This window comes from Methylobacterium sp. Leaf117 (assembly GCF_001422985.1).
In the GTDB taxonomy this organism is placed as follows: Bacteria; Pseudomonadota; Alphaproteobacteria; order Rhizobiales; family Beijerinckiaceae; genus Methylobacterium.
Genome location: NZ_LMNL01000023.1, coordinates 272620 through 298651, shown reverse-complemented (window position 1 = coordinate 298651; position 26032 = coordinate 272620). Strand labels below are relative to the sequence as shown.

Genomic DNA, 26032 nt, shown 5'->3' with positions numbered 1-26032 from the left:
CGCCATGTCCTGGACCGCCCTCACCCATCCGCCCGATACGCTCATCGTTCTGGTGCTGGCCCTCGCGATCGAAGCGGCGGCCGGCTATCCGGACTGGCTCTACAGGGCGCTCGGCCATCCTGTCACCTGGATCGGCGCGCTGATCGGGACCCTGGACCGGCGGCTGAACCGCGGCACGCCCGCCCGGCGCCGGATCGCCGGCGTGGCGGGGCTTCTGGTCCTGCTCGGTCTCGTCGGCGGCCTCGCCCTCGCGCTCACCGCCCTGGCGCGCGCGGCGGGGATGTGGGCCGCCCTCCCGATTCTCGCCGTACTGGCGGCGAGCCTGCCGGCCCAGCGCAGCCTGCACAGCCACGTCGCCCGCGTCGCCGCCGACCTGCGCCGCGACGGGCTCGCGGGCGGGCGCGTCGCGGTCTCGATGATCGTCGGGCGCGATCCCGAGAGCCTCGACGAGGCCGGCATCTGCCGGGCCGCGATCGAGAGCCTGTCCGAAAACTTCTCCGACGGCATCGTGGCACCGGCCTTCTGGATCGGGGTCGGCGGCCTGCCGGGCGGCGCGCTCTACAAGGCGATCAACACCGCCGACAGCATGATCGGCCATCGCACCCCGCGCCACGAAGCCTATGGCTGGGCTGCCGCCCGCCTCGACGATCTCGTCAACCTGCCGGCCTCGCGGCTGACCGGGCTGCTGATCATCCTGGCGGCGGCGCTCCGGTCCGGGGCCTCCCCCGGCGCGGCATGGCGCGCCGTGCGGCGGGATGCGCGCCGGCACCGGTCGCCCAATGCCGGATGGCCCGAGGCCGCCATGGCGGGCGCCCTCGGCCTGCGCCTCGCCGGCCCGCGCACCTACGGCACCACCCGGGTCGAGGATGGCTGGATGGGCGATGGACGGGCGGCGGCGACCCCCGCCGACGTCGAGCGCGCCCTGGCCCTGTACCGCACCGCGTGCGGGCTCCTGTTCGGTCTCGCGGCCCTGCTCCTCGCTCTTTTCACCGGCGCCCTGCTATGAGCGCGGCACCCCCCCTCCTCCGGAGACCCGCCATGATCCGCCGCTCGCTCGTCGCCGCCGCTTCGGCGCTGGCGCTCTCAGGCCCGGCCTGGGCGCAGGTGCTGCATCCGGTCGACAGGACCTACACCGTCGCCGAGGGGCTGGCGGGCGAGATCACCAAGCACAGGAGCAAGCCCGCCGAGGACATCAGCGGCATCGCCTGTGCGCCGGCCGAAGCCGGCCCGCGCACCTGCATGGTGGTGGACGACGAGGCGGCGGGCGCCCAGTTCGCCACGCTCCAGGGCACCACCCTCACGCCGGGGGCCGTGATCGACATCGTCGGCCGCAAGCCGCCGAAATCCGCCGTCGGCGCGCCTCCGGTCACGGGCGAATGCACCCTCGGCCAGGGCGCCTACCGGGAGATGGACGGCGAGGCCGTGGCCTATGCCGCCCCCGATTTCTACGTCACCGGCTCGCATGGCTGCAGCCGGCGTGGGCGCGAGTTCAAGCTGTCCACCGGCCTCCTCGCCCGCCTGCGCCCGAACCCGGACGGCACCGAGGCCCGCGTCGAGACGACCTACCGCCTCAACGACGCCCTGCGGACCGCCGACACGGTGGGCGCCTATGCCCTGAAGGACCTCGAGCCGCGCGAGGGCGGCAAGCCGCTGTCCGGCCTCAACGTCGAGGGCCTCGCGGTGATCGGGGACACGCTCTATGCCGGGCTGCGCGCACCGGTGCTGGACGGCACGGCCTTCCTGGTCTCGGTGCCCGTCGCCCCGCTGTTCGCGCCCGGCGACGCGCCGCTCGCCGCCAAGCCCGTGACGATCCCTCTCGCCCTCGGCGCTGATGCCGGCATCCGCGATCTCACCGCCCTGCCGGACGGGCGCCTCCTCGTGCTCTCGGGGCCGACCCGGAACGGCCTGTCCGTGCCCTATGGGCTGTTCCTGGCGGACCTGCCCTCGGGCCGGGTCACGCCGCTCGGCACCCTCGCGCCGCTGGAGGGCGACGAGGCCCGGGGCAAGCCCGAGGGCATCGTCCGCCTCGGCCGCGGCCGGGTGCTGGTGGTGTTCGACAGCGTGCTGAACGGCGGCCCGCGCGAATACGCGGTGGCGATTCCTTAGGAGCGCGACGCGCCACAGGGACCTGAGGAACAGGATCTCAGGGCAGATGGCGGCGTGCGCGAGGCGCGTCCATCTCGGATGGGGCCGGCGTCGGGTCGTTCCTCGCCGAGCCTATTCGGCGCGGACCCGGCGGTGAGCCAAGTCCGTTCCGTCGCTACGACGCCAGCGCGAGCAGCGCGTCGCAAGAGACATGCGCTTCGAGGTGATCGGCGAGACGATCGAGCACCGCCTCGATTCCGGCCTCGTAGGCGAGGCCGCTCGGGGCCGCGCCGAGACGGGCGAGCCAGGCGCCGCGCTGGCGGTCGTCGGCGAACAACCCGTGCACGTAGGTGCCGGTGACGCGCCCGTCGGCCGAGATCGCCCCGTCGTGACGCCCGTCGCGCAGGCGGATCGCCGGGCGCGCCGTGTCCGGCCCGGTGGTGTCGCCCACATGCATCTCGTAGCCCGAGAACGCGACCGCGTCGGGCAGGCTGGTGCCGGTGACGGCAGAGAGATGCTTGACCGGCGTCATCACGGTCTCGATGTCGAGGAGGCCGAGGCCGGCGACGGAGCGGGCCTCCCCCTCGATGCCGTGCGGGTCGTCGATGCGCCGGCCGAGCATCTGGTAGCCGCCGCACAGCCCGAGCACCCGCCCGCCGCGCCGGACATGGGCGCGGATGTCGATGTCCCAGCCTTGGGCGCAGAGGAATTCGAGATCGTCGATGGTGGTCTTCGAGCCCGGCAGCAGCACGAGGTCGGCGACCGGAATCGCCTCGCCCGGGCGGACCAGCACCACCGCCACGTCGGGCTCGGCCCGGAGCGGGTCGAGGTCGTCGAAATTGGCGATGCGCGGCAGCACCGGCACGGCCACGACCTTGCGCCGCGCGCCGCCGGGGGCCGATCCGGCAAGGCCGAGGGCGTCTTCCGCCGGCAGGCGCACCGCGTCGGGGAAGTGCGGGATCAGCCCGAAGCTCGGCCAGCCGGTCGCCGCCGCGATGGTGGCCATCCCGTCCGCGAACAGGGTCGGGTCACCGCGGAAGCGGTTGACCAGGAAGCCCCGGATCATCGCCGCGTCCTCGGCGTCGATCACCGCTTTCGTGCCGACGAGGCTGGCGATGACGCCGCCCCGGTCGATGTCGCCGAGCAGGATCACCGGCGTGCCGGTGGCCCGGGCGAACCCCATATTGGCGATGTCGCCGCGCCGCAGATTGACCTCCGAGGCCGAGCCCGCGCCCTCCACGATGACGAGGTCGGCCTGGGCCTTCAGATGCGAAAAGCTCTCCAGCACCGCACCGAGGAGACGCGGCTTCCAGGCCTGGTAGTCGCGCGCCTTGGCGGTGCCGACCCTGCGGCCCTGGACCACGACCTGACTCCCGGTCTCGCTCTGGGGCTTCAGCAGCACCGGGTTCATATGCACCGACGGCGCCACCCCGGCCGCCCGGGCCTGCAGCGCCTGCGCCCGTCCGATCTCCCCGCCATCGGCGGTGACGGCGGCGTTGTTCGACATGTTCTGCGGCTTGAACGGCCGCACGCTCAGCCCCCGCCGCGCGAAGACCCGGCACAGACCGGCGACGATCAGCGACTTTCCGACATCCGAGCCGGTGCCCTGAATCATGATGGCGCGGGTCATGGCTGAGGCCGCGCCGGAGGGGGCGCGGCGCAGTCGGGATCGACCGGCCGCGCGACGCGATGAAAAGCCAGGATGGCGGCACCGTAGGTCTCGACGACCTCTGAGAATGGCACCCGCTCCGCTGTGAAGAGCACGGCCCGGTGCCGGATCAGATGGTCGGGGATCGCGAGGTTGCCGCAGGTCGCCGCCGGGGGCGGGGCCTGCTCCCACCCTTGCGGCAGGGGCTGCCACAGGAGTTCCGCCCCGATGGTCTGCCGCGTCGTGCCGAGGGCCTGGACCGCCCGGCCGAACGGCGTGTCGGTGGTCTCGAGCAGGCGGTTCATCTCCGGGGTCAGGCGGTCGGGCACGTACCAGTTGTCCGCCTCCGACAGGACGTGGTCGCCGCAGGCGAGCCGCACCTGACGGTAGCGGAGGACGGTGTCGGGGCCGGCATTCAGGCGCCGGCGCGTCTCCTCCGAGGCGGGCTTGTCCGCGCCGCGCTGCCGATTCGCCGCGAGCCGCGGCGTCGCGGCCATGCCGTGCTCGGCGCACCAGCCTTCGAGGGTCGCGGTGGCGGAGCGGCTGGCGAGCAGCCGGGCGTTCAGGCCCTCCACCACCGCCAGGGCCTCGACGCGGCCGAGATAGCTGGCCGGCCAGGCCGGCGCGGTTTCGGCGCAGGCCGGATGGATGCCCGACAGGATAAGGAGCCCGACCGGGCTGAGGGCGAAGCGCATCAGAATTCGATGCCCACCTGGGCTTTCACCCCGGCGGCGAAGTGGTGCTTCACGGAGCCCATTTCAGTGACGAGGTCGGCGGCCTCGATCAGGGCCGGCTTGGCATTGCGGCCGGTGACGATGACGTGGAGGTCGGGCCGGCGCGCCCGGAAGGCTGCCACCACGGCATCGAGGTCCAGGTAATCGTAGCGCAGCGCGATGTTGAGTTCGTCCAGCACCACGAGGCGGATCGTCGGATCGGCCATCAGGTCGAGGGCCTTGGCCCAGGCGTGCTCGGCGGCGGCGATGTCGCGGGCCTTGTCCTGGGTCTCCCAGGTGAAACCCTCGCCGAGGGTGTGCCAGTCGATCCGGTCTCCGAAGACCTGGAGCGCGTGCTTCTCGCCCGTGTCCCAGGCGCCCTTGATGAACTGGACCACGCCGACGCGCCAGCCATGGCCCAGCGCCCGCAGCATCAGCCCGAGGGCCGCCGTGGTCTTGCCCTTGCCGGGACCGGTGTTGACGATGAGAAGCCCCTTCTCGATCGTCTTGCCGGCGACCTCGGCGTCCTGCACCGCCTTGCGCTTCTCCATCTTTTCGCGATGGCGTTCGGCGTCGTTCACGGCGTCCGTCATGGGGTGGCTCCGGCTTGGGGTTTCACGATCAGGGGCAGGCCCGCCACCAGGAAGACGACGTGGTCGGCCTGTCGCGCGAGGCGCTGGTGCAGCCGCCCGGCGGCGTCGCGAAACCGGCGGGCCAGCACATTGTCCGGCACGATGCCGAGCCCGACCTCGTTGCCGACCAGCACCACCGGGCCGGGCGCCGCCGCGCAGGCCGCCAGCAGCGCGGCGGTGGCGGCCTCCACGTCGGCCTCGGCCAGGATCAGGTTGGTGAGCCAGAGGGTGAGGCAATCGACCAGCACCGGCCCGGGCGCAGCGGCCACCGCCCCGGCCAGGTCCATCGGCACGTCCCGGGTGATCCAGTCGGCCGAGCGGCGCTTCCGGTGGAGCGCGATGCGGTCGCGCATCTCGTCGTCCCAGGCCTGCGCCGTGGCGAGGTACAGCCAGGGGGCGGGACAGGCCTCGATCAGCCCCTCCGCATGGGCGCTCTTGCCGGAGCGCGCGCCGCCGAGCACGAGGGTCAGTCTGGGAGGGAGGTTCGGCATGGGCCTCCTGTGCCCGAAATCGAGCCCCCGGGTCAAAGGCCGGAATCCGATCCGGGCCGCGTTGTCAGCGCGACGGCAACCGCGTAGAAGCGTGGATCGGACGGTGCCCCGGCGAAGGGGTGAAAAGGGAATGCGGTGAGGGGGCGACCCTGAAACCGCAGCTGCCCCCGCAACTGTGAGCGGAGACGGGACTGCCATCGGCCACTGGAGCGATCCGGGAAGGCGGCAGGACCAGCGACCCGCGAGCCAGGAGACCTGCCGCCGAGAGTGGACCTGCCATCGAGCGTGGACCTTCCGTCCACCCGATCGATCCGTGACGGCCGCCGGCGGGGCGGCCAGGAGATGAACCGATGTCGACCAACACCCTCGTCCTGACCGGCACCCGCACCAACGAGCGTCTCGGCGCCGTGCTCGTCGCCGCCTTCCTCGGCCTCGGCCTCGTGTTCATGGCGGGCTTCGCCCCCGCGATGGCGCTGCACAATGCGGCGCACGACTTCCGCCACAGCCAGAATTTTCCCTGCCACTGAGCGCCTCCGCTTAAGGCAGACACCCCCATGATCATCCGGCTCGTGTCGGCGGCCCTGGTCGCCGGCTTCCTCGCGGCTGTGGTCGCGACTGGCCTGCAGCTCGCGCTCACCTCGCCGCTCATCATCGCGGCCGAGCGCTACGAGACGCAGGCCTCGGCAGATCCCGCACGCCTGTCGCCCGCCTCCCTGGTCGTGCGCATCCACGGCGGTCACGATCACGGCACCAAGGACCCCTCGGTCGCGGGCGGCGAGGTCGCGCCCGACTGGCAGCCGGGCCCCGGCCTGCCGCGCATGGCCTTCACGGCGCTGGCCACCCTGGTGGGCGGCGTCGGCTACGCGCTGCTGCTCGGCGCCGTGCTGCTCGCCTGCAACCGCGAGCCCAGCCCCGAAACCGGCCTGCGCTTCGCCATCGGGGGGTTCCTCGCGGTGGCCCTGGCACCGGCTCTCGGGCTGGCGCCCGAACTGCCCGGCATGGCGGCGGCGCCGCTCGCCGACCGCCAGTTCTGGTGGGTGATGACGGCGCTCGCCACCGCCATGGGGCTGTACCTCATCGCGATCCGGCGCGCGCCGATCACCATCGCGGGGGGCATCGTGCTCCTGGTCGCCCCCCATCTCGCGGGCGCGCCGGAGACCAGCCACGCCGCCTCGAACCTGCCGGCGGCCTACGCGGCGCAGTTCGCCGCACGCTCGCTCGGCATCGCCTTCGTGTTCTGGGCCGTGATCGGGCTGGCCTATGGCTGGGCCTGGGGATTGTTCGGCAAGGCCCGGACGGCCCATGCCTGACCAGTTGCAGGATCAGATACCCAAAGACTCGCCTCGGACGGACAGCGCCGCCGTCACGCTCTACGTCTGCGCCACCTGCCGAGCGGCCGGGGACGTCTCCGAGCCACGCGCCGGGGCGCGCCTGCTCGCCGCCCTCCAGGAGGCGGTGAGCGCGGGCGGTCATCCGGGCATCACGGTCGAGAGCGTCGAGTGCCTCTCGGTGTGCAAGCGGCCCTGCACGGTGGCGGTCGCGTCGCAGGGGCGCTGGACCTATGTCTACGGCGATCTCGATCCGGTCGCCTCGGCCGGCATCATCCTGGACGGCGTCGCGCTCTATGCCGAGACGCCGGACGGCATCGTACCGTGGAAGGCCCGGCCGCAGGAATTCCGCAAGGGCGTCGTCGCCCGTATTCCGCCGTTCCCGCCGCCGCTCCCGCCCACATTCCCGCCGCCCGTCGCGGCGGCCCCCCATCCGGACGCCGCCGAATGACTCTTGTCGCCAAGATTCCCTGCACGATCGTCACGGGCTTCCTCGGGGCCGGCAAGACCACGCTGGTGCGCCACCTCGTCGAGAACGCCAACGGCCGCCGCCTCGCGATCATCGTCAACGAGTTCGGCGATATCGGCTTCGACGGCTCGTTCCTGGCGGCCTGCGGCATCGAGGGCTGCGGCGACGAGGACATCGTCGAACTGGCCAACGGCTGCATCTGCTGCACCGTGGCCGACGATTTCGTGCCGGCCCTGAACAAGCTCCTCGACCGGGCCGATCCGCCCGAGCACATCCTGATCGAGACCTCGGGCCTCGCCCTGCCGAAGCCCCTCGTCCAGGCGTTCCAGTGGCCGGCCATCCGCTCGCGGGTGACGGTGGACGGCGTGGTCGCGGTGATCGACGGACCGGCCGTGGCGGCCGGCTTCTTCGCCGACGATCCGGCGGCTCTGGCCGCCCAGCGCGCCGACGATGCCAGCGTCGACCACGACAACCCGCTGGAAGAGGTGTTCGAGGACCAGCTTCTCTGCGCCGACCTCGTGGTGATGAACAAGGCCGACCTCCTCGACGAGGCCGGGCGCGCCAAGGTTCGGGCCGAGGTGCTCGGGCACCTGCCCCGCGCGGTGAAGATGGTCGAGGCCGAGCACGGCCGCCTCGACCCGCGTGTGATCCTGGGTCTCGAGGCTGCGGCCGAGGACGACCTCGACGCGCGCCCCTCCCATCACGGTGAGGGCGAGGACCACGACCACGACGATTTCGACTCGGTGGCCCTCCCGGTTCGGTCCGCCGTCACCGCCGAGGATCTGGCGATCCGCGTCGCCCGCGCCGCCGAGACCGCGGGCGTGCTCCGCATCAAGGGCTTCGCCGAGGTCACCGGCAAGCCGATGCGCCTCGTGGTCCAGGGCGTCGGCGCGCGGATCAGCCATCATTACGACCGGCCCTGGAAAGCCTCCGAGCCGCGGGACGGCCGCCTCGTCGTCATCGGCCTGAAGGGCTTCGACCAGGGCGCCGTCGCCGAGGCACTGGCGGGATGAATCGCCGCGCGGCCCTGCGGCCCGTCCCGGCCGGGCTCCGCCGGCGGCGGCTGCCGCTCGCCGCCCTCGGTCTCGCGGCCCTGCTCGGAATCGGGGGCTGCCGGGATGCCAGGCGGTCGGACACGCCCGCCGGCGCACCGGTGAGCGCCGCATCCCCGGCGCCCCGAACCGCGGTCAAGCTCGCCTATACCCACGAACTGACCATCGATCTTCCGGCGGATCGCGTCGGCGCGCACTTCGCGGCGGCGCGGGACCGCTGCGTGACCGACACGGTCCTCGACTGCACCCTGATATCGGCCTCGTTCGGCGAGAGTTCACGCCCGTCCGGGCGTCCCTCCGCAAAGCTCGACATCCGCCTTCCGCACAGCGCGGTCGCGGCCTACCTTGCCTTCGTTACGGCGCCCCTTCCGGGGGAGCAGGCGAGCGATGTCATCCTGCAGCGCCAGGCGACCCGGGCCGACGACCTGACTCCGACGATCGAGGATGGCGTGCGGCGGCTCGCCCAGCGCAAAGCCTACCGCGAACGCCTCGACGCCCTGGCCGCGAAACCCGACACCCGCGTCGAGGATCTGATCCGGATCGCGCAGGAAATCGCCCAGGTTCAAGCGCAGATCGAGGAGGACGAGGCCAAGCAGCGCGGCCTCGAGCGGCGCGTCGAGACCGAACTCATCGCGCTCTCGTTCCAGGCCGACCAGGCACGCGCGGGTCCCCTCGCTCCGTTGCAGGAGGCCTGGGCCAGGGCCGGCACCATCTTCGGGGCGAGTGCCGGCGCGGCCTTGCTCTTCGCCATCTGGAGCCTGCCCTGGCTCCCCCTCGTCGCTCTCGCAGTGCTTCTGTTGCGCGGCCTCTTGCGTCTGCGCCGCCGCCGTCGCGGCGGCCTGCGCAGGCCCCTGTCGGAGGAGCGGCCATGAGGCCGCGGCACCCGCCATGCACCTGATCCGCATCGATACGGTCTCCCTCGACGAGGGTGAAGCCGCGGTCGATCTCGGTCAGGCGCCGGGCGACATCGTCTTCCTGTCCTTCACCGATTCCGACCTGTTCGGCATGGGTCAGGCCTTCGCGAAAACCTTTCCGGCGGGTTCGCCCGAAGCGCCGACCCTGCGGCTGGCCAAGCTCGCGAAGCTGCGCCACCCGATGTCGGTCGACCTCTACGTCGATGCGGTGATCGCCAAGGCCCGGATCGTCGTCATCCGCTGCCTCGGCGGCCTCGATTACTGGCGCTACGGCATCGAGCACGCGAGCGCGGCGGCGCGGGCCAACGACGTGATCCTGGTGGTGCTGCCGGGCGACGACCGGCCCGACCCCCGCCTCGACGGCTTCTCCACCCGGCCGGACCTGGCTCCGGACCTCGACGCCTATTTCCGGGCCGGCGGCGCGGAAAACCTGCGCCGCCTGATCGGACGCCTCGCCGCCGAGATCGGATCGGCCGGGCCGGTCGAGCCGCCGCTGCCCCTGCCGCGCGGCTTCATCGCATGCCCCGGCTGCGGTCCCGTCGACGACGCGCAGGCGCTCGCGGCCGGGCGGCCGTTCCAGACCCTTCCGGCCGAGGCGCCGCTGGCGCTGCTGGTGGTCTATCGCTCCAGCGTGCTGTCCGGCGACACCGCGCCGATCGCCGCGCTCGGTGCAGCGCTCCAGGCGCGCGGCCTCGCCGTGATGGCCGTGGCGGTGTCGAGCCTGAAGGACCCGGCCGCGACGAAGCCTCTGCGGGCGGCGATCGCCGCGCACGGTCCCGCCATCGTGATCGCCGCCACCGCGTTCTCGGCGCGGGAGGACGCGGGCTTCGTCCTCGATGCCGCCGATTGCCCGGTGATCCAGGCCTTCAGCATCGGTGCGGCGCGCGACGCCTGGGCCGCCTCCGCCCGCGGCATGGGCGCGGCCGATCTCGCCATGCAGGTCGCCCTGCCGGAATTCGACGGGCGCCTCTCCGGGTTCCCGATCGGGTTCAAGGAGGAAGGTCCGGAGAGCCAGGGATTCGCCGAGCGCCGGGCCGTGCCGCATGCGGACGGCATCGCGGCCTTGGCCGACCGGGCCGCCGCCTGGGTCCGCCTGGCCCGCCTCCCCCGCACGGAACGCCGGCTCGCCCTGGTGCTCTCGGATTATCCGGCGCGCGGCGGGCGCGCGGGCTTCGCGGTCGGCCTCGACACCCCGGAGAGCGCGCGCGCGATCGTGGCGGATCTGGCCGAGGCCGGCTACGCGGTCGGCGACCTGCCGGAGAGCGATGCGCTGATGCGGGCGCTCACCCGGGGGCCGAAGGATTGCGTCGTGTCCCTCGACGCCTATCGGACCTGGCTCGGCACGCTGCCGGACGACGCCCGCGCGGCCGTCGATGCCGAATGGGGGCCGCCGGAGGCCGACCCGGCCTGCCGGGACGGGGCCTTCCGCTTCGGGACCGTGCAGGCGGGGGCCATCGCGCTGTTCCTCCAGCCCGATCGCGGGCGGGCGGCGGACCGCAAGGCCGCCTATCACGACCCCGACGCGGTCCCGACCCACGCCTACCTCGCCTTCCACCTCGGGCTGCGCACCCGGTTCGATGCCCTGATCCATCTCGGCACCCACGGCACCACGGAGTGGCTGCCCGGCAAGGCCGTGGCGCTCTCGCCTGCGTGCTGGCCGGCGCGTTCCATCGGGGCGCTGCCGGTGGTCTATCCCTTCATCGTCGACGATCCGGGCGAGGCGGCTCCGCTGAAGCGGCGTCTCGGCGGCATCGCCCTCGGCCACCTGACGCCGCAGACCGGCGTGACCGGGCTCGACCCCGACGCCGCGCGCCTGCGTGACCTCGTCGAGGAATATTCCGACGCCAGCGTGCTCGATCCGCGCCGCGCCGCGATCCTGGCGCGGACCATTCTCGACGAGGCCGCTTCGGCCGGCCTGCTCACCGGCGCCGGGATCGATACCGGCACGCCGATGCCGGATGCGCTGGCGGCCCTCGACGCGCATCTGTGCGACCTCGGCGAAGTCACCGCCCGCGACGGGCTGCACGTGTTCGGCCGAGCCGGAGCGGAATCCCCGGACGACGTGGCGGCCTGCGCCGAGGGCGAGCGCCTCGGCCTGCTGCGCGCCCTCGACGGCCGTTTCGTGCCCCCCGGTCCCGCCGGCTCGCCGTCGCGCGGACGCACCGACGTGATGCCTACGGGCCGCAACCTCGCCACTCTCGATCCACGCAGCCTTCCGACCCGGGCCGCCACCCTGCTGGGGGCCAAGGCCGCCGACGCGGTGGTCCTGCGCTACCTGCAGGACGAGGGCGCCTATCCGGCCCGGATCGTGATGGACCTCTGGGCCTCGCCCACCCTGCGCACGGGCGGCGAGGACATCGCCCATGCGCTGGCGCTGATGGGCGTTCGCCCGGTCTGGGACCATGCCTCCACCCGCGTCACCGGCTTCGAGGTGCTGCCCCTGGCGCTCCTCGACCGTCCGCGCATCGACGTGACGGTGCGGGTGTCCGGCGCGTTTCGCGACACCTTCCCGGAAACCCTGTCGCTGCTGGCCCGCGCCGCCGCGGCGGTGGCTTCGCGGGACGAGGAGGACGACGAGAACCCCCTCGCGGACGCTCGCCGCCGCGGCGAGGCGGCGTCCCGCGTCTTCGGCGCGGCCCCTGGGCGCTACGGTGCCGGAGCCGGCGGGCTCGCCCTCGACGGGGCCTGGGACAGCCGCGACGATCTCGGGCGCGCCTATCTCGACGCCACCTCCTACGCCTATGGCGGTGCGACGGACGAGGCGGATGCGGGCTTCGCCGAACGCGTTGCCCGGGCCGATGCCTACGTGCACGCCTTCGACGTGGCCGAGCGCGACCTTCTCGACGGCGACGCCGCCGTGGAGGCGATGGGCGGATTCTCGGCCGCCGCCGCGCTGACGGGGGGGACCCCGGCCCTCTATAGCCTCGACGTCGCGACGCCCGAGACGCCGAAGGCCCGCACCGCCCGCGAGGACGCCGCCCGGCTGATCCGGGGACGCCTCGCCCATCCGCGCTGGATCGCGGCGCAGCTCCGGCACGGCTATCGCGGCGCCCAGGAACTGGCGCAGAGCGTCGATGCCGTGTTCGTGCTCGCCGCGGCCACCGACGCGGTCTCCCATGCCGATCTCGACCGGCTCTACGGCGCGATGGTGGCCGATCTCGACACCTTCGAGACCCTGCGGGCGGCCAATCCGGAGGCGGCCCGCGCCATCCTGGAGCGCTTCGACGACCTGCGCCGGCGCGGCCTGTGGCAGACCCGGCGCAACGCCATGGCGGCGGACGAATTGCTGCGCGAGGCGGCCGAATGAGCGTGCCCTATCGCGTGGCCCCCCAAACGCCGGGCCGGCGCGTGTCCCCGGAGGCCCCGAGCCGCCGCGGCTGGTGCCCGAGCCTCGCCCGGCCGATGCCCACCGGCGACGGCCTGCTCGCCCGCGTCCACCCACCCCTCGGTCGCCTCACCCCCGCCCAGGCCCGGGCGGTGGCGGACGGCGCGCGCCGTTTCGGCAACGGCCATATCGACGTGACGGCACGGGCCAACCTGCAGGTCCGCGGCGTCACCGAGGCGACCCGGTGCGGCCTCGCCGAGAGGCTGGAAGCGGCCGGGCTCGGCGATGTGCGCCATGACGGGGGGCCACAGCGCCTGACCCTGACCACGCCGCTCGCCGGCCTCGAACCGGATGCGGGCGCTGATGTCCCCGCGCTCGCGCGGAAGATCGAGGCGATCGGGCTGGCGATTTCCGGGCTGCCGCCGAAGACCCTGGTGGCCGTCGAGTCGGCCGCAGGCGGGATCACCCTCGGCGCGGCGGAGGCCGATCTTCATCTCGTCGCCACGCGAGAGGGCTTGGCGCTGCATCTTGCCGGCGACGCGGCGTGGTGGGGTCTTTCCGGCGCGGAGGCCTTGGTCGTCGTGGATGCGGTCCTGCGCCTCCTGGCCGCGAGCGGGCAGCGCCGGATGCGGGATGTCCCGGCCGAGACGCGCAGGCACGGCCTGGAGCAATTCGGCCTGCGCCGGGTTCCGCCCTCCTTCGAAAGGTCCGGCCCGCGCCCGGGCGTATTCGCCCTGAATTCCGACCGTCCGGCATCCGCCGACCCGGTCGTGTCCCGTTCGCCAGCGGATGGTGCCCGCGCTCTCCTTGTCGATGCCCCCTTTGGGCGCTGCAGGGCCGATGCCCTCGACAAGCTCGCCGATACGGCGGCCGCCGCCGGCACCGACGGGTTGCGCCTGTCGCCGACGCGGGGCTTCCTTCTCGTCTACTCCGAGGTCAGTGCCGCCGAGACCGCGCGCGAAACCCTGGCCGCGGCCGGCTTTCTGACCCGGGCCGACGATCCGCGCGGCGCGGTGGCCGCCTGTCCGGGCGCCCCGGCCTGCGCCTCCGGCTCGACGCCGACCCTGGACGACGCCGCCCGCCTGGCGGAGGCGTTCCGGTCCTTCGCCACGCGGGGTCTGCGCGCCCATGTCTCGGGCTGCGCCAAGGGCTGCGCCCATCCGGGAGCGGCCGACCTCACCCTGGTGGGGCGCCACGGGCTCTACGACGTGGTGATCTCCGGCCGGCCCGATGCCTTGCCGGCGACGCACCTCCCTTTCGAGGCCGCGCTGGAGCGCGTAAGGAGGGCGGATTCGGCATCGTCTCTCGCCCAGATCTTCCCGCACCCTTCGCCAGGACCCGGACCGTCATGAGTTCCCGCCTCGACTACCTGCGTGACGGAGGGGAAATCTATGCCCGCTCCTTCGCGATGATCCGGGCGGAGGCCGATCTCGCGCGCTTCCAGGGCATTGCCGAGCGGGTCGTGGTGCGGATGATCCACGCCTGCGGCATGACCGACCTGCCCCGCGACGTGGAGGTTTCCCCGGATTTCGCGGAGGCCGGCGAGGCCGCCCTGAAGGCCGGCGCGCCGATCCTGTGCGACGTCCGCATGGTCGCCGACGGCGTGACCCGGGCGCGGCTGCCGGCCGATAACCGGGTGATCTGCACCCTGAGCGATCCGCGCGTGCCCGCCATGGCCGCCGCCATGGGCACCACCCGCTCGGCCGCCGCCATGGAATTGTGGCGCGAGCACCTGCCCGGCAGCGTGGTGGCGGTGGGCAACGCCCCGACCTCGCTGTTCCGGCTCCTCGAACTCCTCGACGAGGGCGTGGCGCCTCCCGCCGCCGTCATCGGCATCCCGGTCGGCTTCATCGGGGCGGCGGAATCGAAGGAGGCCCTGGCGCGCGACGGCCGGGTGCCCTTCATCGTGGTGCACGGACGGCGCGGCGGCAGCGCCATGACGGCGGCGGCCGTCAACGCGCTCGCGCAAGAGATCGAGTGAGAGATCGAGTGATGGACGCGAGCGAGGGGCTTCCCCCCGAGGCGGCGGAGCGCACCGAGATGCCCCGCCTGGCGACCACCGGCACCCTGTTCGGCGTCGGCATGGGGCCGGGTGAGCCGGATTACCTCACCGTCCGCGCCGTACGGGTGCTGGAGCGGGCGCCCGTGCTGGTGCATTTCTGCAAGAAGGGCCGGCGCGGCAATGCCCGCACCATCGCGGACGCGGTGCTGGCCGCCGAGCCGGCGCGCGAGTGCCCGCTGGTCTATCCCTACACCACCGAGCTTCACCCCGAGCATCCCGACTACGTCGCGGCGTTGGCCGCCTTCTACGACGACGCGGCCGCCCGCCTCGCCGACCATCTCGGCGCGGGCCGGGACGTGGCGATCCTGTCGGAGGGCGATCCGTTCTTCTACGGCTCGTTCATGCACCTGTGGCGCCGCCTCAAGGACCGCTTCCCCGTGGAGGTGGTGCCCGGGGTCACCGGCATGTCCGGCTGCTGGACCCGGGCCGGAACCCCGATCACCTGGGGCGACGACGTGCTCACCGTGCTGCCCGCCACCCTGGCGCAGGCCGACCTGGTGGAGCGACTGCGCGCCACCGACGCCGCCGTGCTGATGAAGCTCGGCCGGCACCTGCCCAAGGTGCGGGCGGCGCTGGCCGAAGCCGGCGTGCTGGAGCGCGCGGTCTATGTCGAGCGCGGCACCATGGCGGGCGAGCGGGTGATCGCGCTCAAGGACAAGCCCGACGACGACGCGCCCTACTTCTCGATGGTCCTGCTGCCCGGCGAGGGGCGCCGCCCGTGAGCGGTTCGCTGACGGTGATCGGTCTCGGACCCGGCGATCCGCGCCTACTGACGGCAGCGGCCCAGGCCGCCCTGGACCAGGCCGAGGACCTGATCGGCTACATCCCCTACGTCGCCCGGGTTCCCGAGCGGCCGGGCCTGATGCGCCATGCCAGCGACAACCGGGTCGAGGTCGACCGGGCGCGCCACGCTCTCGAACTGGCCGCCTCCGGCCGGCGCGTGGCCGTGGTCTCCGGCGGCGATCCCGGCGTCTTCGCCATGGCGGCCGCCGTTTTCGAAGCGGTGGAGGCCGGCGACCCGGCCTGGGCCAGCCTCCCCATCACGGTCGAGCCCGGCATCACCGCCATGCTGGCGGCCGCGGCCAGGCTCGGCGCGCCGCTCGGCGGCGATTTTTGCGCGATGTCCCTGTCGGACAACCTCAAGCCCTGGGAGGTCATCACCGCCCGGCTGGAGGCCGTGCTGCAGGCGGATTTCGTGGTGTCCCTCTACAACCCGATCTCCTCGGCCCGGCCCTGGCAGCTCGGCCGGGCCCTCGATCTGGCGGCCGGAATCCGGCGCGGCGACACACCAGTGGTGTTCGCCCGCGCGGTCTCGCGCCCCGACGAGGCGATCCGGATCCTCACCCTCGATCAGGCCCGGGACACCACCGCCGACATGGCCACCGTGGTGATCATCGGCGCTTCGGCGACCCGGCTGATCCCGCGCGGCGACGCCACGCCCTTCGTCTACACGCCGCGCAGCGTGCCGGCCGCGTGATGCGCGGGGCGGCGCAGGCCTCAGAGGATGGCGATCCGATCCAGCGCGGCCGTCACGTCCGGCACGCTCGGCACCTCCGGTTTGTGCGGTCTGGCGACCATGATCACCGGCAGCCCGAGCGACCGCGCGGCGGCAATCTTGCCGTAGGTGGCGCTGCCGCCGGAATTCTTCGAGACCAGGACCTCGATCGCGCTCCCGGCCAGGAACGCCGCCTCGGCGGCCTCGTCGAAGGGGCCTCGGGCCTGGATCGTGCTCAGGCGCGGCACCGCCAGATCGACGCTCTCGATGGCGCGGACGACGTAGTCGTGCTGGGGCGCGGCCGCGAAGGCCGCCACCTCCTGACGCCCGATGGTGAGGAAGACCCGGCGCGGCGCGGGGCCAAGCGCTCGGGCGGCGGCCTCCATGTCGGGCACCTCCGTCCAGTGGTCGCCGGACACCGGCTGCCAGGCCGGACGCCGGATCGCCAGCAGGCGCGTGCCGGTGCGGGCACAGGCCTCGGCGGCGTTGGCGCTCATCCGGGCCGCGAAGGGATGGGTCGCGTCGACCACCAGATCGGTGCGGTCCTGGGCCAGCCACGCGGCCAAGCCATCCGCGCCGCCGAACCCGCCGATCCGGGTCGGCACCGGCTCCGCCTTCGGCTGGCTGGTACGGCCGGCGAGCGACAGAGTGACGGCGTGGCGGTCTCCGCACGCCAGCAATCCGCGCACCAGCGCGCCGGCCTCGCCGGTGCCGCCCAGGATCAGAATCCGCATGCTTTCGCCGTCCATGGGGGCGTTCTCCATGACCGATGACACCGAGTCCACCCCGCGGCCGGCGGCGCCCTGGCTGACCATCGTGGGCCTCGGCGAGGACGGACGCGCGGGCCTGAGCCCCGCCGCCAGCGCGGCCCTCGACGGCGCAAGCCTGATCTATGGCGGGCGCCGGCACCTCGCCTTGGCGGCGCCTCTGGCGGCCGAGACGCGGATCTGGCCCAGCCCGATCGCCGAGGCCTATCCGGGTCTGCTCGCCCGGCGCGGAACATCGACCTGCATCCTCGCCACCGGGGACCCGTTCCACTACGGCATCGGCGCCGAAATCGCCCGCCTGATTCCGGCCGACGAGATGCGGGTTTTTCCCCATCCCTCCGCCTTCAGCCTCGCCTGCGCCCGCCTCGGCTGGCCGATGGCCGAGACCGCTTGCCTGACCCTGCACGGCCGGGCGCTGCCCCGGCTGATCCCGCATCTCCAGCCCGGCGCCCGCCTCCTGGTCCTGACCTGGGACGGGACGACGCCGGGGGCGGTCGCCAGCCTGCTGCGCGAGCGCGGCCTCGGCGCCTCCCGCCTGACCGTCCTGGAGGCCATGGGGGGCGCGCGGGAACGCCGCCGCAGCGCCCTGGCTGACGGTTTCGCCTTTCAGGAGATCGACCCCCTCAACACCCTGGGCATCGAGGTCGTAGGATCGCCCGAAGCCCGGGTCGTTGGCTTGAGTCCCGGCCTCGACGATGCCTGGTTCGAGAATGACGGCCAGCTCACCAAGGCCGACATCCGGGCCGTGACGCTGGCCGCCCTGCGTCCGCGCGCCGGCCAGACCCTGTGGGACATCGGCGCCGGGGCCGGCTCGATCTCGATCGAGTGGATGCTGCGCCATCCGAGCCTCAAGGCCGTCGCCATCGAGGGCAGCCCGGTCCGGGCCGCCCGTATCGCCCGCAACGCCGACCGGCTCGGCGTACCGGACCTGCGGGTGGTCGAGGGCCGGGCCCCCGACGCGCTCGCCGGATTGCCCGAACCCGACACCGTGTTCATCGGCGGCGGCATCACCGTGCCGGGCGTCCTCGATACGGCTCGGGCCGCCCTGCGCCCCGGCGGACGCCTCGTCGCCAACGTGGTCACCCTCGAGGGGGAGGCGGTGCTGCTCGCGGCCTTCGCGCGCCAGGGCGGCAGCCTCAAGCGCCTCGCGGTCGCCCATGCGGATCCGGTCGGGCCTCTGCACGGCTGGCGCAGCGCCATGCCGGTGACGCAGTGGAGCTGGGTGAAGGCCTGATGCCGGGCGATTCCGGCCCGCCCCATCCCAATGCGCCCCATCCCGCCCCACCTCATGCCGGCCCACCTCTTGCCGGCCCACTTCATGCCGACCCTCCTCATGCCCGTGCGCCCGACCTCATCGCCGGGATCGGCTTCCGCCGCGCGACCCCGGCCGATGAGATCCTCGCGCTGGTGGCACGGGCCTGCGACGCGGCCGGAGTGCCGCTCGCCCGCGTGGCCCGCCTCGCCACCGCGGCCGACCGGGCCGGGGAGCCCCCGATCCGCAGCGTCGCCGACGCCCTGGGCCGTCCCCTCGACGCCATCCCGTCCGAAGCCATGATCGCCGTCGACGCGCAGGTATCCACCCGCTCGCCGCGGATCGAGGCCTCGCGCCGGGTCGGCTCGGTGGCGGAAGCCGCGGCTTTGGCCGGCGCCGGGGCCGGGGCGACCCTGGTGGTGCGGCGAATCGCCAGCGCCGGGGCGACCTGCGCCCTTGCGCTTCGCGCACAATCCGTCACGCAGGGCTCATGACCGTTCACTTCATCGGCGCCGGTCCAGGCGCGGCCGACCTCATCACCGTGCGTGGGCGCGATCTCATCGCGCGCTGCCCCGTCTGCCTCCATGCCGGCTCGCTGGTGGCGCCCGAAATCCTGGGCTGGTGCCCGCCGGGCGCGCGCGTCGTCGACACGGCCCCCCTCGACCTCGACGCCATCGTGGCCGAATGCGCGGCCGCCCACGCGGCGGGCCACGACGTGGCGCGCCTGCATTCGGGCGACCTATCGATCTGGAGCGCCCTGGCCGAGCAGACCCGCCGGCTCACGCAGGCCGGCATTCCCTTCACGGTGACGCCGGGCGTGCCGTCCTTCGCAGCCGCCGCCGCGCTGCTGCGACGCGAACTCACGGTGCCGGGCCTTGCCCAGTCCGTGGTTCTCACCCGGACCTCGGGGCGGGCCAGCGCCATGCCGGAGCGCGAGACCCTCGCGGCCTTCGCCGCCACCGGCGCGACGCTGGCCCTGCACCTGTCCATCCACGTCATCGACACGGTGGTGGCCGAGCTGACGCCGTTCTACGGCGCCGATTGCCCGGCCGCGGTGGTGTTCCGCGCCACCTGGCCCGACGAGCGCGTGCTGACCGGAACCCTGGCGACCCTGGCGGGCCAGGTGGCGGAGGCCGGCCTGGAGCGAACGGCGCTCATCTTGGTGGGACCCGCGCTCGACCCGGCGGAGTTCCGCGAAAGCGCCCTGTATTCGCCCGACTACGATCGCCGCTTCCGCCCCACCGGCAGTACCGTGCTGGGAGAGAGCGCGGCCGGCGAACCGGCGACGGGAGAGCGCGCATGAGCGTGCCCGGCCTCCTTGTCGCGGCGCCCCGCTCGAGTTCGGGCAAGACCACCGTGACGCTGGCGCTGATGCGGGCGCTGGCCCGGCGCGGACTCGCCGTACGGGGCGCCAAGTGCGGACCGGACTACATCGACCCCGCCTTCCACCAGGCGGCCACCGGGCATCCGAGCTTCAACCTCGACAGCTTCGCCATGCCCGAGCCGATGCTCGATGCGGTGGCGGCCCTGGCGGCCACCGGCGCCGACCTCGTGGTGGCCGAGGGGTCGATGGGGCTGTTCGACGGTATCGTGGCGCATGAGGGCCGGACGGGGGCGAACGCCGACATCGCGGCGCGCTACGGCTGGCCGGTGATCCTCGTCCTCGACGTGTCGGGCGCGGCCCAATCCGCCGCCGCCCTCGCCCTCGGCTGCCGGGCCTACGATCCCCGCATCCACATCGCCGGGGTGGTGCTGAACAAGGTCGCGAGCCCGCGCCATCGCCGTCTCGTGGAGGCGGGCCTGAGCCGCATCGGCATGCCGGTGCTCGGCGCCCTAATGCGCGACGCCAGCCTCGTCCTGCCCGAACGGCATCTTGGCCTCGTCCAGGCCCGCGAGACCAACGACCTCGAGGCTCGCCTCGACCGGCTGGGCGACCTCGCCGAAGCGGGGCTCGACCTCGACGCGATCCTGGCCGCCGCGGCCGGTGCGGCGCCCGGCCCCGGCTCGGGCACCCTGCCCCGGCCGCCGGGCCAGCGCATCGCCCTGGCGTCCGATGCGGCCTTCTCGTTCCTGTACCCGCACATGGAGGCGGGCTGGCGCGCGGCCGGGGCGGAACTGGTCCCGTTCTCACCACTGGCGGACGAGGCGCCGCCCGCCGATTGCGATGCGTGCTGGCTGCCCGGCGGCTATCCGGAGCTGCATGCCGGCCGTCTGGCGCAGGCCGATCGTTTCCTCGGCGGCCTGCGCGACTTCGCGCAGCATAAGCCGGTCCACGGCGAATGCGGCGGCTACATGGTCCTCGGCGAAAGCCTGGAGGACGCCGCCGGCGTGACGCACGCGATGGCCGGGCTGCTGCCCGTGGCGACGTCCTACAAGGCGCGCCGCCTCCATCTCGGCTACCGGGTCGCGACGCTTCTGGCCGAAGGGTCCCTCGGCGGAGCGGGCGCGCGCCTGGTCGGGCACGAGTTCCACTACGCCAGCGAGCGCAGCGACGCACCGACGCAAGAGACCGGCCTGGCTGCCGTGACCGACGCGGAAGGCGTGCCCCTCGGCATCGCGGGGCACCGGCGCGGCTCCGTCACCGGCAGCTTCTTCCACTGGATCGGGTAGGGCCTCGACGCGAGCCCCTACTCGGCAGCGGCGGCGGGCTCGGGGGCCTGCTTGCCCATCTTGGCGGCGGTGCGCACGATCGCCAGCACGTCGCGGCGCAGTTGATCGTCCTCGATCAGCGCGTAGGCCCGCAGCAACTCGATGGCGCCCTGCGCACTGAGGAAGCCGAAGACGTCCGACTGGGTGCCGCCGACTTCGTCCTCCTCGAAGAACGCCGAGACCGGAACCTCGAGGAGACGGGCGATCTCGCGCAGGCGACCGGCGCCGACGCGGTTCTGGCCCTTCTCATACTTCTGGACCTGCTGGAAGGTGACGCCCACGGCAGTGCCGAGTGCGGTTTGACTGAGGCCGCGCGCCTTGCGCAGTGCGGTGATCCTCAATCCGACGAGGCGATCAACGTCGGTAGTCTGCTTCGGCATCATCTCTCGATTCAGTCCCTAAAGAAATTCCCGCTCGGCCTCGCTCCCGGAAGGGCTGGGAGAATTGAGCGCTTTCGTACAAAGCTGTGCAGGACACCCCAAGCTCATTCATCACGAAACAAAGGCAGTCGAACGTCAATTTCACGAGCTCTGTGAGACTATCCTTGTCTGCCGTCAAATGCCACTGGGCGTTTTACTCCGCATCAGCATCGGACCTGACCATTCTGACAGCTTGACCACAAAGCCGGCACGGATTGCAAGCGCGACGTTGTGATCTCCAAGCCGAGATTCGCTGCATTGCGCTGTCATTCGCAGCACGAAACCCTTCGGCGTCACCTTCGGTAACGACACGGATCGGGGTTCAGGCGGGGCGGCTCCGGCCGCGGCCGCGACGCATGCGCCGAATCCGATGGTCTTTCCCCGGCCGGCGCCCCAGATTCCCTTCGTCGATGGGGACCGCCCCGGACGCCCGAAAACCCAGGTGGATCATGTTTATCGCAATGAATCGCTTCAAAGTCGTCAAGGATGCGACGGAAGATTTCGAGCAGGTCTGGCTCGGTCGTGACAGTCATCTCGGCGAGATGGCGGGCTTCGTCGAGTTCCACCTGCTGCGCGGACCCGAGCACGAGGACCACGTCCTCTATGCGTCGCACACCATCTGGTCGTCGAAAGCCGATTTCGAGGCGTGGACCCGCTCGGAGCAGTTCCGCAAAGCGCATGGCCGCGTGCCCTCGACCAAGCCCCTGTACCTGGGCCATCCGCAATTCGAGGGATTCGAGGCGATTCAGACCGTCGCGCGCCCCGATTCGGAGGCCGCGGCGTAGCGCGCGGCTCCTATTCCCGAGGACGGGACCCGTCCGCGACCCCGCGCACCTCCGGCGTCGGGCCGGCTGTCGTGGCCGAAACGGGGGTCAGCGGCTGGCGAGGCGCGGCAGCAATGCCGCGCTGAGGCCGATCAGCGGCAGGTAGGCCGAGAGGGCGTAGACGAACTCGATGCTGGTGTGGTCGGCGACTTCGCCCAGGATCGCCGCCCCGAGCCCGCCCATGCCGAAGGCGAAGCCGAAGAACAGGCCGCCGACCAGCCCCACCCGGCCGGGCAGCAGTTCCTGGGCATAGACCAGGATCGCCGGCATCGCCGAGGCCAGGATCGCCCCGATCGGGATCGTCAGCGCCACCGTCCAGGCCAGGTTGGCATGGGGCAGGATCAGCGTGAACGGCAGCACACCGAGGATCGAGCCCCAGATCACCGGCTTGCGGCCGACGCGATCCCCGATCGGGCCGCCCAGGATGGTGCCGGCGGCGACCGCGCCCAGGAAGACGAACAGGTAGACCTGGGACTGTGCCACCGACACGCCGAAGCGATGGATGAGATAGAACGTGTAGTAGGACGAGAAGCTCGCCATGTAGAAATACTTGGAGAAGATCAGCGTCAGCAGGATCGCGACCGTTGCGACGATGCGGGCGCGCGAGAGCGGCGTGACCGTCCCCGCGCGGGATCGCGCCGGCGCCCGGGCACTGGCGGCGAGCCGGTCCCGGTACCAGCGCCCGACGATGCCGAGGACGATGATGCCGGCGAGCGCGGCCAGGGAGAACCACGCCACGCTGGACTGGCCGTGCGGCACCACGATGAAGGCGGCGAGCAGCGGGCCGAGAGCCGTGCCGGCATTGCCGCCGACCTGGAACACCGATTGGGCGAGCCCGTAGCGCCCGCCGGAGGCGAGGCGGGCGACCCGCGAGGCTTCCGGGTGGAAGATTGCGGAACCGATCCCGACGAGGCCGGCCGCGAGCAGCAGCACGCCGTAGGTCCAGGCCATCGAGAGGAGCAGGAGCCCGACCAGGGAGGCGGCCATGCCGAGGGCCAGGGAGAACGGCATCGGGCTCCGGTCGGTATAGAGCCCGACGACCGGCTGCAGCACCGAGGCGGTGAGCTGGAACACTAGGGTGATGAGGCCGATCTGGCCGAAATCCAGGTGGAAGCTCTGCTTCAGCAGCGGATAGATCGCCGGAAGCAGCGACTGCACCAGGTCGTTGAGGAGGTGCGACAGGCTCAAGGCCGCGAGGATAGCATAGGCCGTCCCTCGGGCGGCGCTGGCTGGAGCCGGCGACGCAGGCATCGACTCGACGGTGTCATTCAGGGTCGGGGACATCGGAATTCCGTCACGCGCCGGGACGACGCACAGGTTTCTTTACCGTCACGCCGCGCAGCCGGAGGGCGCGCAGCAACGGCAATCTCGAGGCCGCCCGGAGACAAACCAAGGTTGCGCCAGAACAGCGCCGACACTATGCGCCGTGCTTGTCCACACCTGACGCGCGAAATCAACCGAAACTCGGCCCCTGTTCATCTCCAGTTGTTTTCTCATCGAGCAGTAGAGACGCCTCCCGGGCAGGCCGGATCGGAATCCCGGTCTGTACAGCGCACAGCCCGGCCGTCTAATCCTGCGGCGTTGCGGCAAGCCATGGTGACTGTCGGGCTGATCGCTCCCGGTGATCTCGGAACACTGCCGAGAAACGTCAGGTCCGGTCTTTGCTGAGTCTATCGCAGAAACCAAGATTGAGTCGCATTTTGTCTCAACTTGGGACAGTCTTCGCATCAGGACGGGACATGGCGCTCCAGATGTTTCACGATCGGATCCCGGAGGCTTTCGAGAAGCTTCCGGTCACGCGCGCGCGCCGCGATGTCTGGGCGGCTCTCCTGCCCCGTCGCCGGCGGGCGGCGTTCCGCATGGGCCTGTCGGCGGCGACGGCCTGTGTGGATCTTCTCACCATCTTCACGGTCGCGGCCTTGGTCGACGTCACCTATTACGGCGGGCTCGTCGGTGCGATTCCCGAGGTCAGCACCAGCGGCAGCTTCGAACTCTCGGTGCTGGTCGGATTGTTCGTCCTCCTGACGCACATCGTGCGCGAGGATTACCGGATCGAGACGCTGCTGGCGGACCGGCCCCACCTGCGACGGACCGCGACCGCCTGGGTCGGAGCCTGGGCCATCGTCCTGGTGATCGGCTTCGGCACCAAGACGACCCACGATTATTCGCGCCTCGTCTCCCTGGGGTTCTTCTTCACGGGGTTGCCCGCGATGTTGCTGGTCCGGTGGGGCATGCTCAGCCTCGTCCGCAAGGCCGCGACACCGAACTCGGCCTCCACCAACCGGGTTCACCTCGTCGGCTACGAGGAGGATATCGCGCGGTTCTATGCCCACAACGACGCCGAAGCCCTCGGCCTGCGGGTGATCGGAACGAGCTACCTGCGCCGGATCGACACGATGGGCGACGACGAATCCCGCCGTGCCCAGCTGTCGGAGGATCTCGACCTCGCGGTTTCGGTGGTGCGCTTCCTGCGCCCGGACGACGTCTTCATCCTGGTGCCGTGGTCGGCATCCGCGGACATCGAGCGCTGCATCGACGCCTTTCTGCGCGTGCCGGCCGCCCTGCATCTGCGCCCCGGCGCCGTGATGGACCGATTCCCCGACCTCAAGCTCGCCCGGGTCGGCGGCCTGTCCGGCATCAACATCGGACGGCGCCCGCTTCAGGCCGGCGAACTGTTCCTGAAGCGCAGCCTCGATCTGGTGCTCGCCCTGATCGCCCTGGTGCTGCTCAGCCCGCTGTTCCTCGTGGTGGCGGTGCTGATCAAGCTGGACAGCCCCGGTCCGGTGTTCTTCCGGCAGAAGCGCTATGGCTTCAACCAGCAGCCCTTCGGCGTCTTCAAGTTCCGCAGCATGAAGGCCGCCGGAGACGCGGTGTTCAAGCAGGCGACCCGCAACGACAGCCGGATCACGCCGGTCGGCCGGGTTCTACGCCGCTCGAACATCGACGAGCTGCCGCAGCTCTTCAACGTGGTGCGGGGCGAGATGTCTCTCGTCGGCCCCCGCCCGCACGCCCTCGCGCATGATCGCAGCTTCGAGAACCGCATCGCCCTCTATGCGCGCCGTCACAACGTCATGCCGGGCATCACCGGATGGGCCCAGGTCAACGGCCTGCGCGGCGAGACCCTGACGGATCTCGACATGGAACGGCGCGTCCAGCACGACCTGTACTACATCGACAATTGGTCGGTCTGGTTCGACATCCGGATCATGTTCATGACTGTCTTCTGCGCGCGCGCCTACAAGAATGCGCGCTGAGGGGAAACGGCGCCCGAAGCCGGCCCGCCGCTCGCGTCTTTCGTTTGTCGTGTCGGGATAACCGGCCTCCACGGATCCCTGACAAACGCTAGTCGTCGGCGGACCGCAGACGACATGCGCCGCACTCGCCCTCGACTTCGAGGATCCGGCTCGTCGGCTTGAAGCCGACCTTGGCCAGGGTGCGCCCGAGCTGATCCTCGACTTCCGGCGACGTGGTCTCGTCGATGGTTCCGCAGTTGCGGCAGATCAGGAAGACGAGGCCAGCCCCGTCCGTGTGCGCGTGGCCGCAGGACACGAAGGCGTTCCGGCTGGCGATCCGGTGGACCAGTCCGTGCTCCGTCAGGAAGTCGAGGGCGCGATAGACCGAGACCGCCGCCACGCGCCGGCCGGGCTCGCTCAAGGCCTCGGCGATGTCGTAGGCTCCCATCGGCCGGGTCTGGCCTGCCACCGCCGCCAGCACGTCGCGACGCAGGCGCGTAAACTGGAGGTCGCGCTCGCGACACAGGCGCTCCGCCCGTGCGATCGCCTCCTGCGCGCCGCCGCAACCGTGGTCATGCGTCGCCGCATGGTCGTGCATGGTCTGCCCCGCGAACCCGGACCGTTGAACTGGCCGAGTGTTACAGTGTATCATCACCAACATAAGCCGACGCTTC

At 72.1% G+C, this 26032-nt stretch carries 26 protein-coding genes and 1 riboswitch; of the genes, 18 read left to right on the top strand and 8 right to left on the bottom strand.

Annotated elements, in window-relative coordinates:
* Positions 1-4: 4 nt before the first annotated feature.
* Entirely contained in the window at positions 5-1006 is a 1002-nt protein-coding gene (gene cbiB, locus ASF57_RS12850) for an adenosylcobinamide-phosphate synthase CbiB (protein WP_056483853.1), read from the top strand.
* A 32-nt stretch (positions 1007-1038) separates the two neighbouring features.
* Positions 1039-2106, top strand: coding sequence for a DUF3616 domain-containing protein (locus ASF57_RS12845; RefSeq protein ID WP_082503922.1), 1068 nt, complete (start codon positions 1039-1041; stop codon positions 2104-2106).
* A 154-nt stretch (positions 2107-2260) separates the two neighbouring features.
* Here the strand turns inward: ASF57_RS12845 and ASF57_RS12840 are convergent, their stop codons facing one another.
* The 4 genes from ASF57_RS12840 to cobU are packed head-to-tail and all read right to left on the bottom strand — an operon-like array spanning position 2261 to position 5569.
* Positions 2261-3715, bottom strand: a complete 1455-nt coding sequence (locus tag ASF57_RS12840) for a cobyric acid synthase (RefSeq protein ID WP_200935863.1) — start codon at positions 3713-3715, stop codon at positions 2261-2263.
* Positions 3712-4428 carry a hypothetical protein gene (locus tag ASF57_RS12835; protein WP_056483850.1) on the bottom strand — a complete coding sequence of 239 codons (717 nt, stop codon included), beginning with the start codon at positions 4426-4428 and terminating at the stop codon, positions 3712-3714. The genes ASF57_RS12840 and ASF57_RS12835 overlap by 4 nt, the downstream gene beginning before the upstream one ends.
* Entirely contained in the window at positions 4428-5039 is a 612-nt protein-coding gene (gene cobO, locus ASF57_RS12830; RefSeq protein WP_056179078.1) for a cob(I)yrinic acid a,c-diamide adenosyltransferase, read from the bottom strand. The genes ASF57_RS12835 and cobO overlap by 1 nt, the downstream gene beginning before the upstream one ends.
* On the bottom strand, positions 5036-5569 hold the full coding sequence (gene cobU / locus ASF57_RS12825) for a bifunctional adenosylcobinamide kinase/adenosylcobinamide-phosphate guanylyltransferase (protein WP_200935862.1): 534 nt from the start codon (positions 5567-5569) through the stop codon (positions 5036-5038). Before cobU ends, cobO begins: the two co-directional genes overlap by 4 nt.
* Positions 5570-5653: 84 nt before the next feature.
* Positions 5654-5847: riboswitch (cobalamin riboswitch) on the top strand.
* A gap of 72 nt (positions 5848-5919) precedes the next feature.
* On the opposite strand from cobU, the gene ASF57_RS12820 reads away from it, so the two are divergent.
* Genes ASF57_RS12820 through cobJ form a run of 10 tightly spaced genes read left to right on the top strand, consistent with a single transcriptional unit; the run spans position 5920 to position 16196 of the window.
* Positions 5920-6096 carry a CbtB-domain containing protein gene (locus tag ASF57_RS12820; RefSeq protein ID WP_055947494.1) on the top strand — a complete coding sequence of 59 codons (177 nt, stop codon included), beginning with the start codon at positions 5920-5922 and terminating at the stop codon, positions 6094-6096.
* 27 nt (positions 6097-6123) lie between these two features.
* Positions 6124-6879: a CbtA family protein gene (locus ASF57_RS12815; protein ID WP_056483847.1), complete on the top strand. Its 756-nt coding sequence runs from the start codon at positions 6124-6126 to the stop codon at positions 6877-6879.
* A complete protein-coding gene (locus tag ASF57_RS12810) occupies positions 6872-7348 on the top strand; it encodes a DUF1636 domain-containing protein (RefSeq protein WP_082503921.1) in 477 nt (158 codons plus the stop codon). Before ASF57_RS12815 ends, ASF57_RS12810 begins: the two co-directional genes overlap by 8 nt.
* The gene (cobW, locus tag ASF57_RS12805; protein ID WP_056483844.1) at positions 7345-8379 is read left to right on the top strand and encodes a cobalamin biosynthesis protein CobW; all 1035 of its coding nucleotides are present in this window, start codon (positions 7345-7347) and stop codon (positions 8377-8379) included. The genes ASF57_RS12810 and cobW overlap by 4 nt, the downstream gene beginning before the upstream one ends.
* On the top strand, positions 8376-9290 hold the full coding sequence (locus tag ASF57_RS12800; protein ID WP_056483841.1) for a DUF4349 domain-containing protein: 915 nt from the start codon (positions 8376-8378) through the stop codon (positions 9288-9290). The genes cobW and ASF57_RS12800 overlap by 4 nt, the downstream gene beginning before the upstream one ends.
* A gap of 16 nt (positions 9291-9306) precedes the next feature.
* Positions 9307-12639, top strand: coding sequence for a cobaltochelatase subunit CobN (gene cobN / locus ASF57_RS12795; RefSeq protein ID WP_056483838.1), 3333 nt, complete (start codon positions 9307-9309; stop codon positions 12637-12639).
* The gene (cobG, locus tag ASF57_RS12790) at positions 12636-14009 is read left to right on the top strand and encodes a precorrin-3B synthase (protein WP_056483835.1); all 1374 of its coding nucleotides are present in this window, start codon (positions 12636-12638) and stop codon (positions 14007-14009) included. The genes cobN and cobG overlap by 4 nt, the downstream gene beginning before the upstream one ends.
* Entirely contained in the window at positions 14006-14638 is a 633-nt protein-coding gene (locus ASF57_RS12785) for a precorrin-8X methylmutase (protein WP_056483832.1), read from the top strand. Before cobG ends, ASF57_RS12785 begins: the two co-directional genes overlap by 4 nt.
* An 11-nt stretch (positions 14639-14649) precedes the next feature.
* A complete protein-coding gene (locus tag ASF57_RS12780) occupies positions 14650-15441 on the top strand; it encodes a precorrin-2 C(20)-methyltransferase (protein ID WP_056483829.1) in 792 nt (263 codons plus the stop codon).
* The gene (gene cobJ, locus ASF57_RS12775; protein ID WP_056179050.1) at positions 15438-16196 is read left to right on the top strand and encodes a precorrin-3B C(17)-methyltransferase; all 759 of its coding nucleotides are present in this window, start codon (positions 15438-15440) and stop codon (positions 16194-16196) included. Before ASF57_RS12780 ends, cobJ begins: the two co-directional genes overlap by 4 nt.
* A gap of 20 nt (positions 16197-16216) precedes the next feature.
* Here cobJ and ASF57_RS12770 read toward each other — a convergent pair whose 3' ends face one another.
* A complete protein-coding gene (locus ASF57_RS12770) occupies positions 16217-16963 on the bottom strand; it encodes a cobalt-precorrin-6A reductase (RefSeq protein ID WP_056483828.1) in 747 nt (248 codons plus the stop codon).
* Positions 16964-16976: 13 nt separating this feature from the next.
* On the opposite strand from ASF57_RS12770, the gene ASF57_RS12765 reads away from it, so the two are divergent.
* From ASF57_RS12765 to ASF57_RS12750, 4 genes are read left to right on the top strand one after another with little or no spacing between them, the layout of a single operon-like run.
* Positions 16977-18215 (top strand): bifunctional cobalt-precorrin-7 (C(5))-methyltransferase/cobalt-precorrin-6B (C(15))-methyltransferase, encoded by a 1239-nt coding sequence (locus tag ASF57_RS12765; RefSeq protein ID WP_056484516.1) that lies wholly within the window; start codon positions 16977-16979, stop codon positions 18213-18215.
* Positions 18215-18727: a cobalamin biosynthesis protein gene (locus tag ASF57_RS12760; RefSeq protein WP_082503920.1), complete on the top strand. Its 513-nt coding sequence runs from the start codon at positions 18215-18217 to the stop codon at positions 18725-18727. Before ASF57_RS12765 ends, ASF57_RS12760 begins: the two co-directional genes overlap by 1 nt.
* Positions 18724-19536, top strand: coding sequence for a precorrin-4 C(11)-methyltransferase (cobM, locus tag ASF57_RS12755; RefSeq protein WP_056483827.1), 813 nt, complete (start codon positions 18724-18726; stop codon positions 19534-19536). Before ASF57_RS12760 ends, cobM begins: the two co-directional genes overlap by 4 nt.
* The gene (locus ASF57_RS12750; RefSeq protein ID WP_056179041.1) at positions 19533-20843 is read left to right on the top strand and encodes a cobyrinate a,c-diamide synthase; all 1311 of its coding nucleotides are present in this window, start codon (positions 19533-19535) and stop codon (positions 20841-20843) included. The genes cobM and ASF57_RS12750 overlap by 4 nt, the downstream gene beginning before the upstream one ends.
* A 17-nt stretch (positions 20844-20860) precedes the next feature.
* Here the strand turns inward: ASF57_RS12750 and ASF57_RS12745 are convergent, their stop codons facing one another.
* Positions 20861-21265, bottom strand: a complete 405-nt coding sequence (locus ASF57_RS12745) for a helix-turn-helix transcriptional regulator (RefSeq protein ID WP_056179038.1) — start codon at positions 21263-21265, stop codon at positions 20861-20863.
* 485 nt (positions 21266-21750) lie between these two features.
* Between ASF57_RS12745 and ASF57_RS12740 the strand changes: the two genes are divergently transcribed.
* On the top strand, positions 21751-22086 hold the full coding sequence (locus ASF57_RS12740) for an antibiotic biosynthesis monooxygenase (RefSeq protein ID WP_056179034.1): 336 nt from the start codon (positions 21751-21753) through the stop codon (positions 22084-22086).
* An 87-nt stretch (positions 22087-22173) separates the two neighbouring features.
* Here the strand turns inward: ASF57_RS12740 and ASF57_RS12735 are convergent, their stop codons facing one another.
* Complete coding sequence (locus ASF57_RS12735) at positions 22174-23376, bottom strand: MFS transporter (protein WP_056484506.1); 1203 nt, start codon at positions 23374-23376, stop codon at positions 22174-22176.
* Between the two features lie 500 nt (positions 23377-23876).
* On the opposite strand from ASF57_RS12735, the gene ASF57_RS12730 reads away from it, so the two are divergent.
* The gene (locus ASF57_RS12730; protein WP_056484503.1) at positions 23877-25379 is read left to right on the top strand and encodes an undecaprenyl-phosphate glucose phosphotransferase; all 1503 of its coding nucleotides are present in this window, start codon (positions 23877-23879) and stop codon (positions 25377-25379) included.
* A gap of 88 nt (positions 25380-25467) precedes the next feature.
* Here ASF57_RS12730 and ASF57_RS12725 read toward each other — a convergent pair whose 3' ends face one another.
* Entirely contained in the window at positions 25468-25956 is a 489-nt protein-coding gene (locus ASF57_RS12725) for a Fur family transcriptional regulator (protein ID WP_056483825.1), read from the bottom strand.
* Positions 25957-26032: the final 76 nt, after the last annotated feature.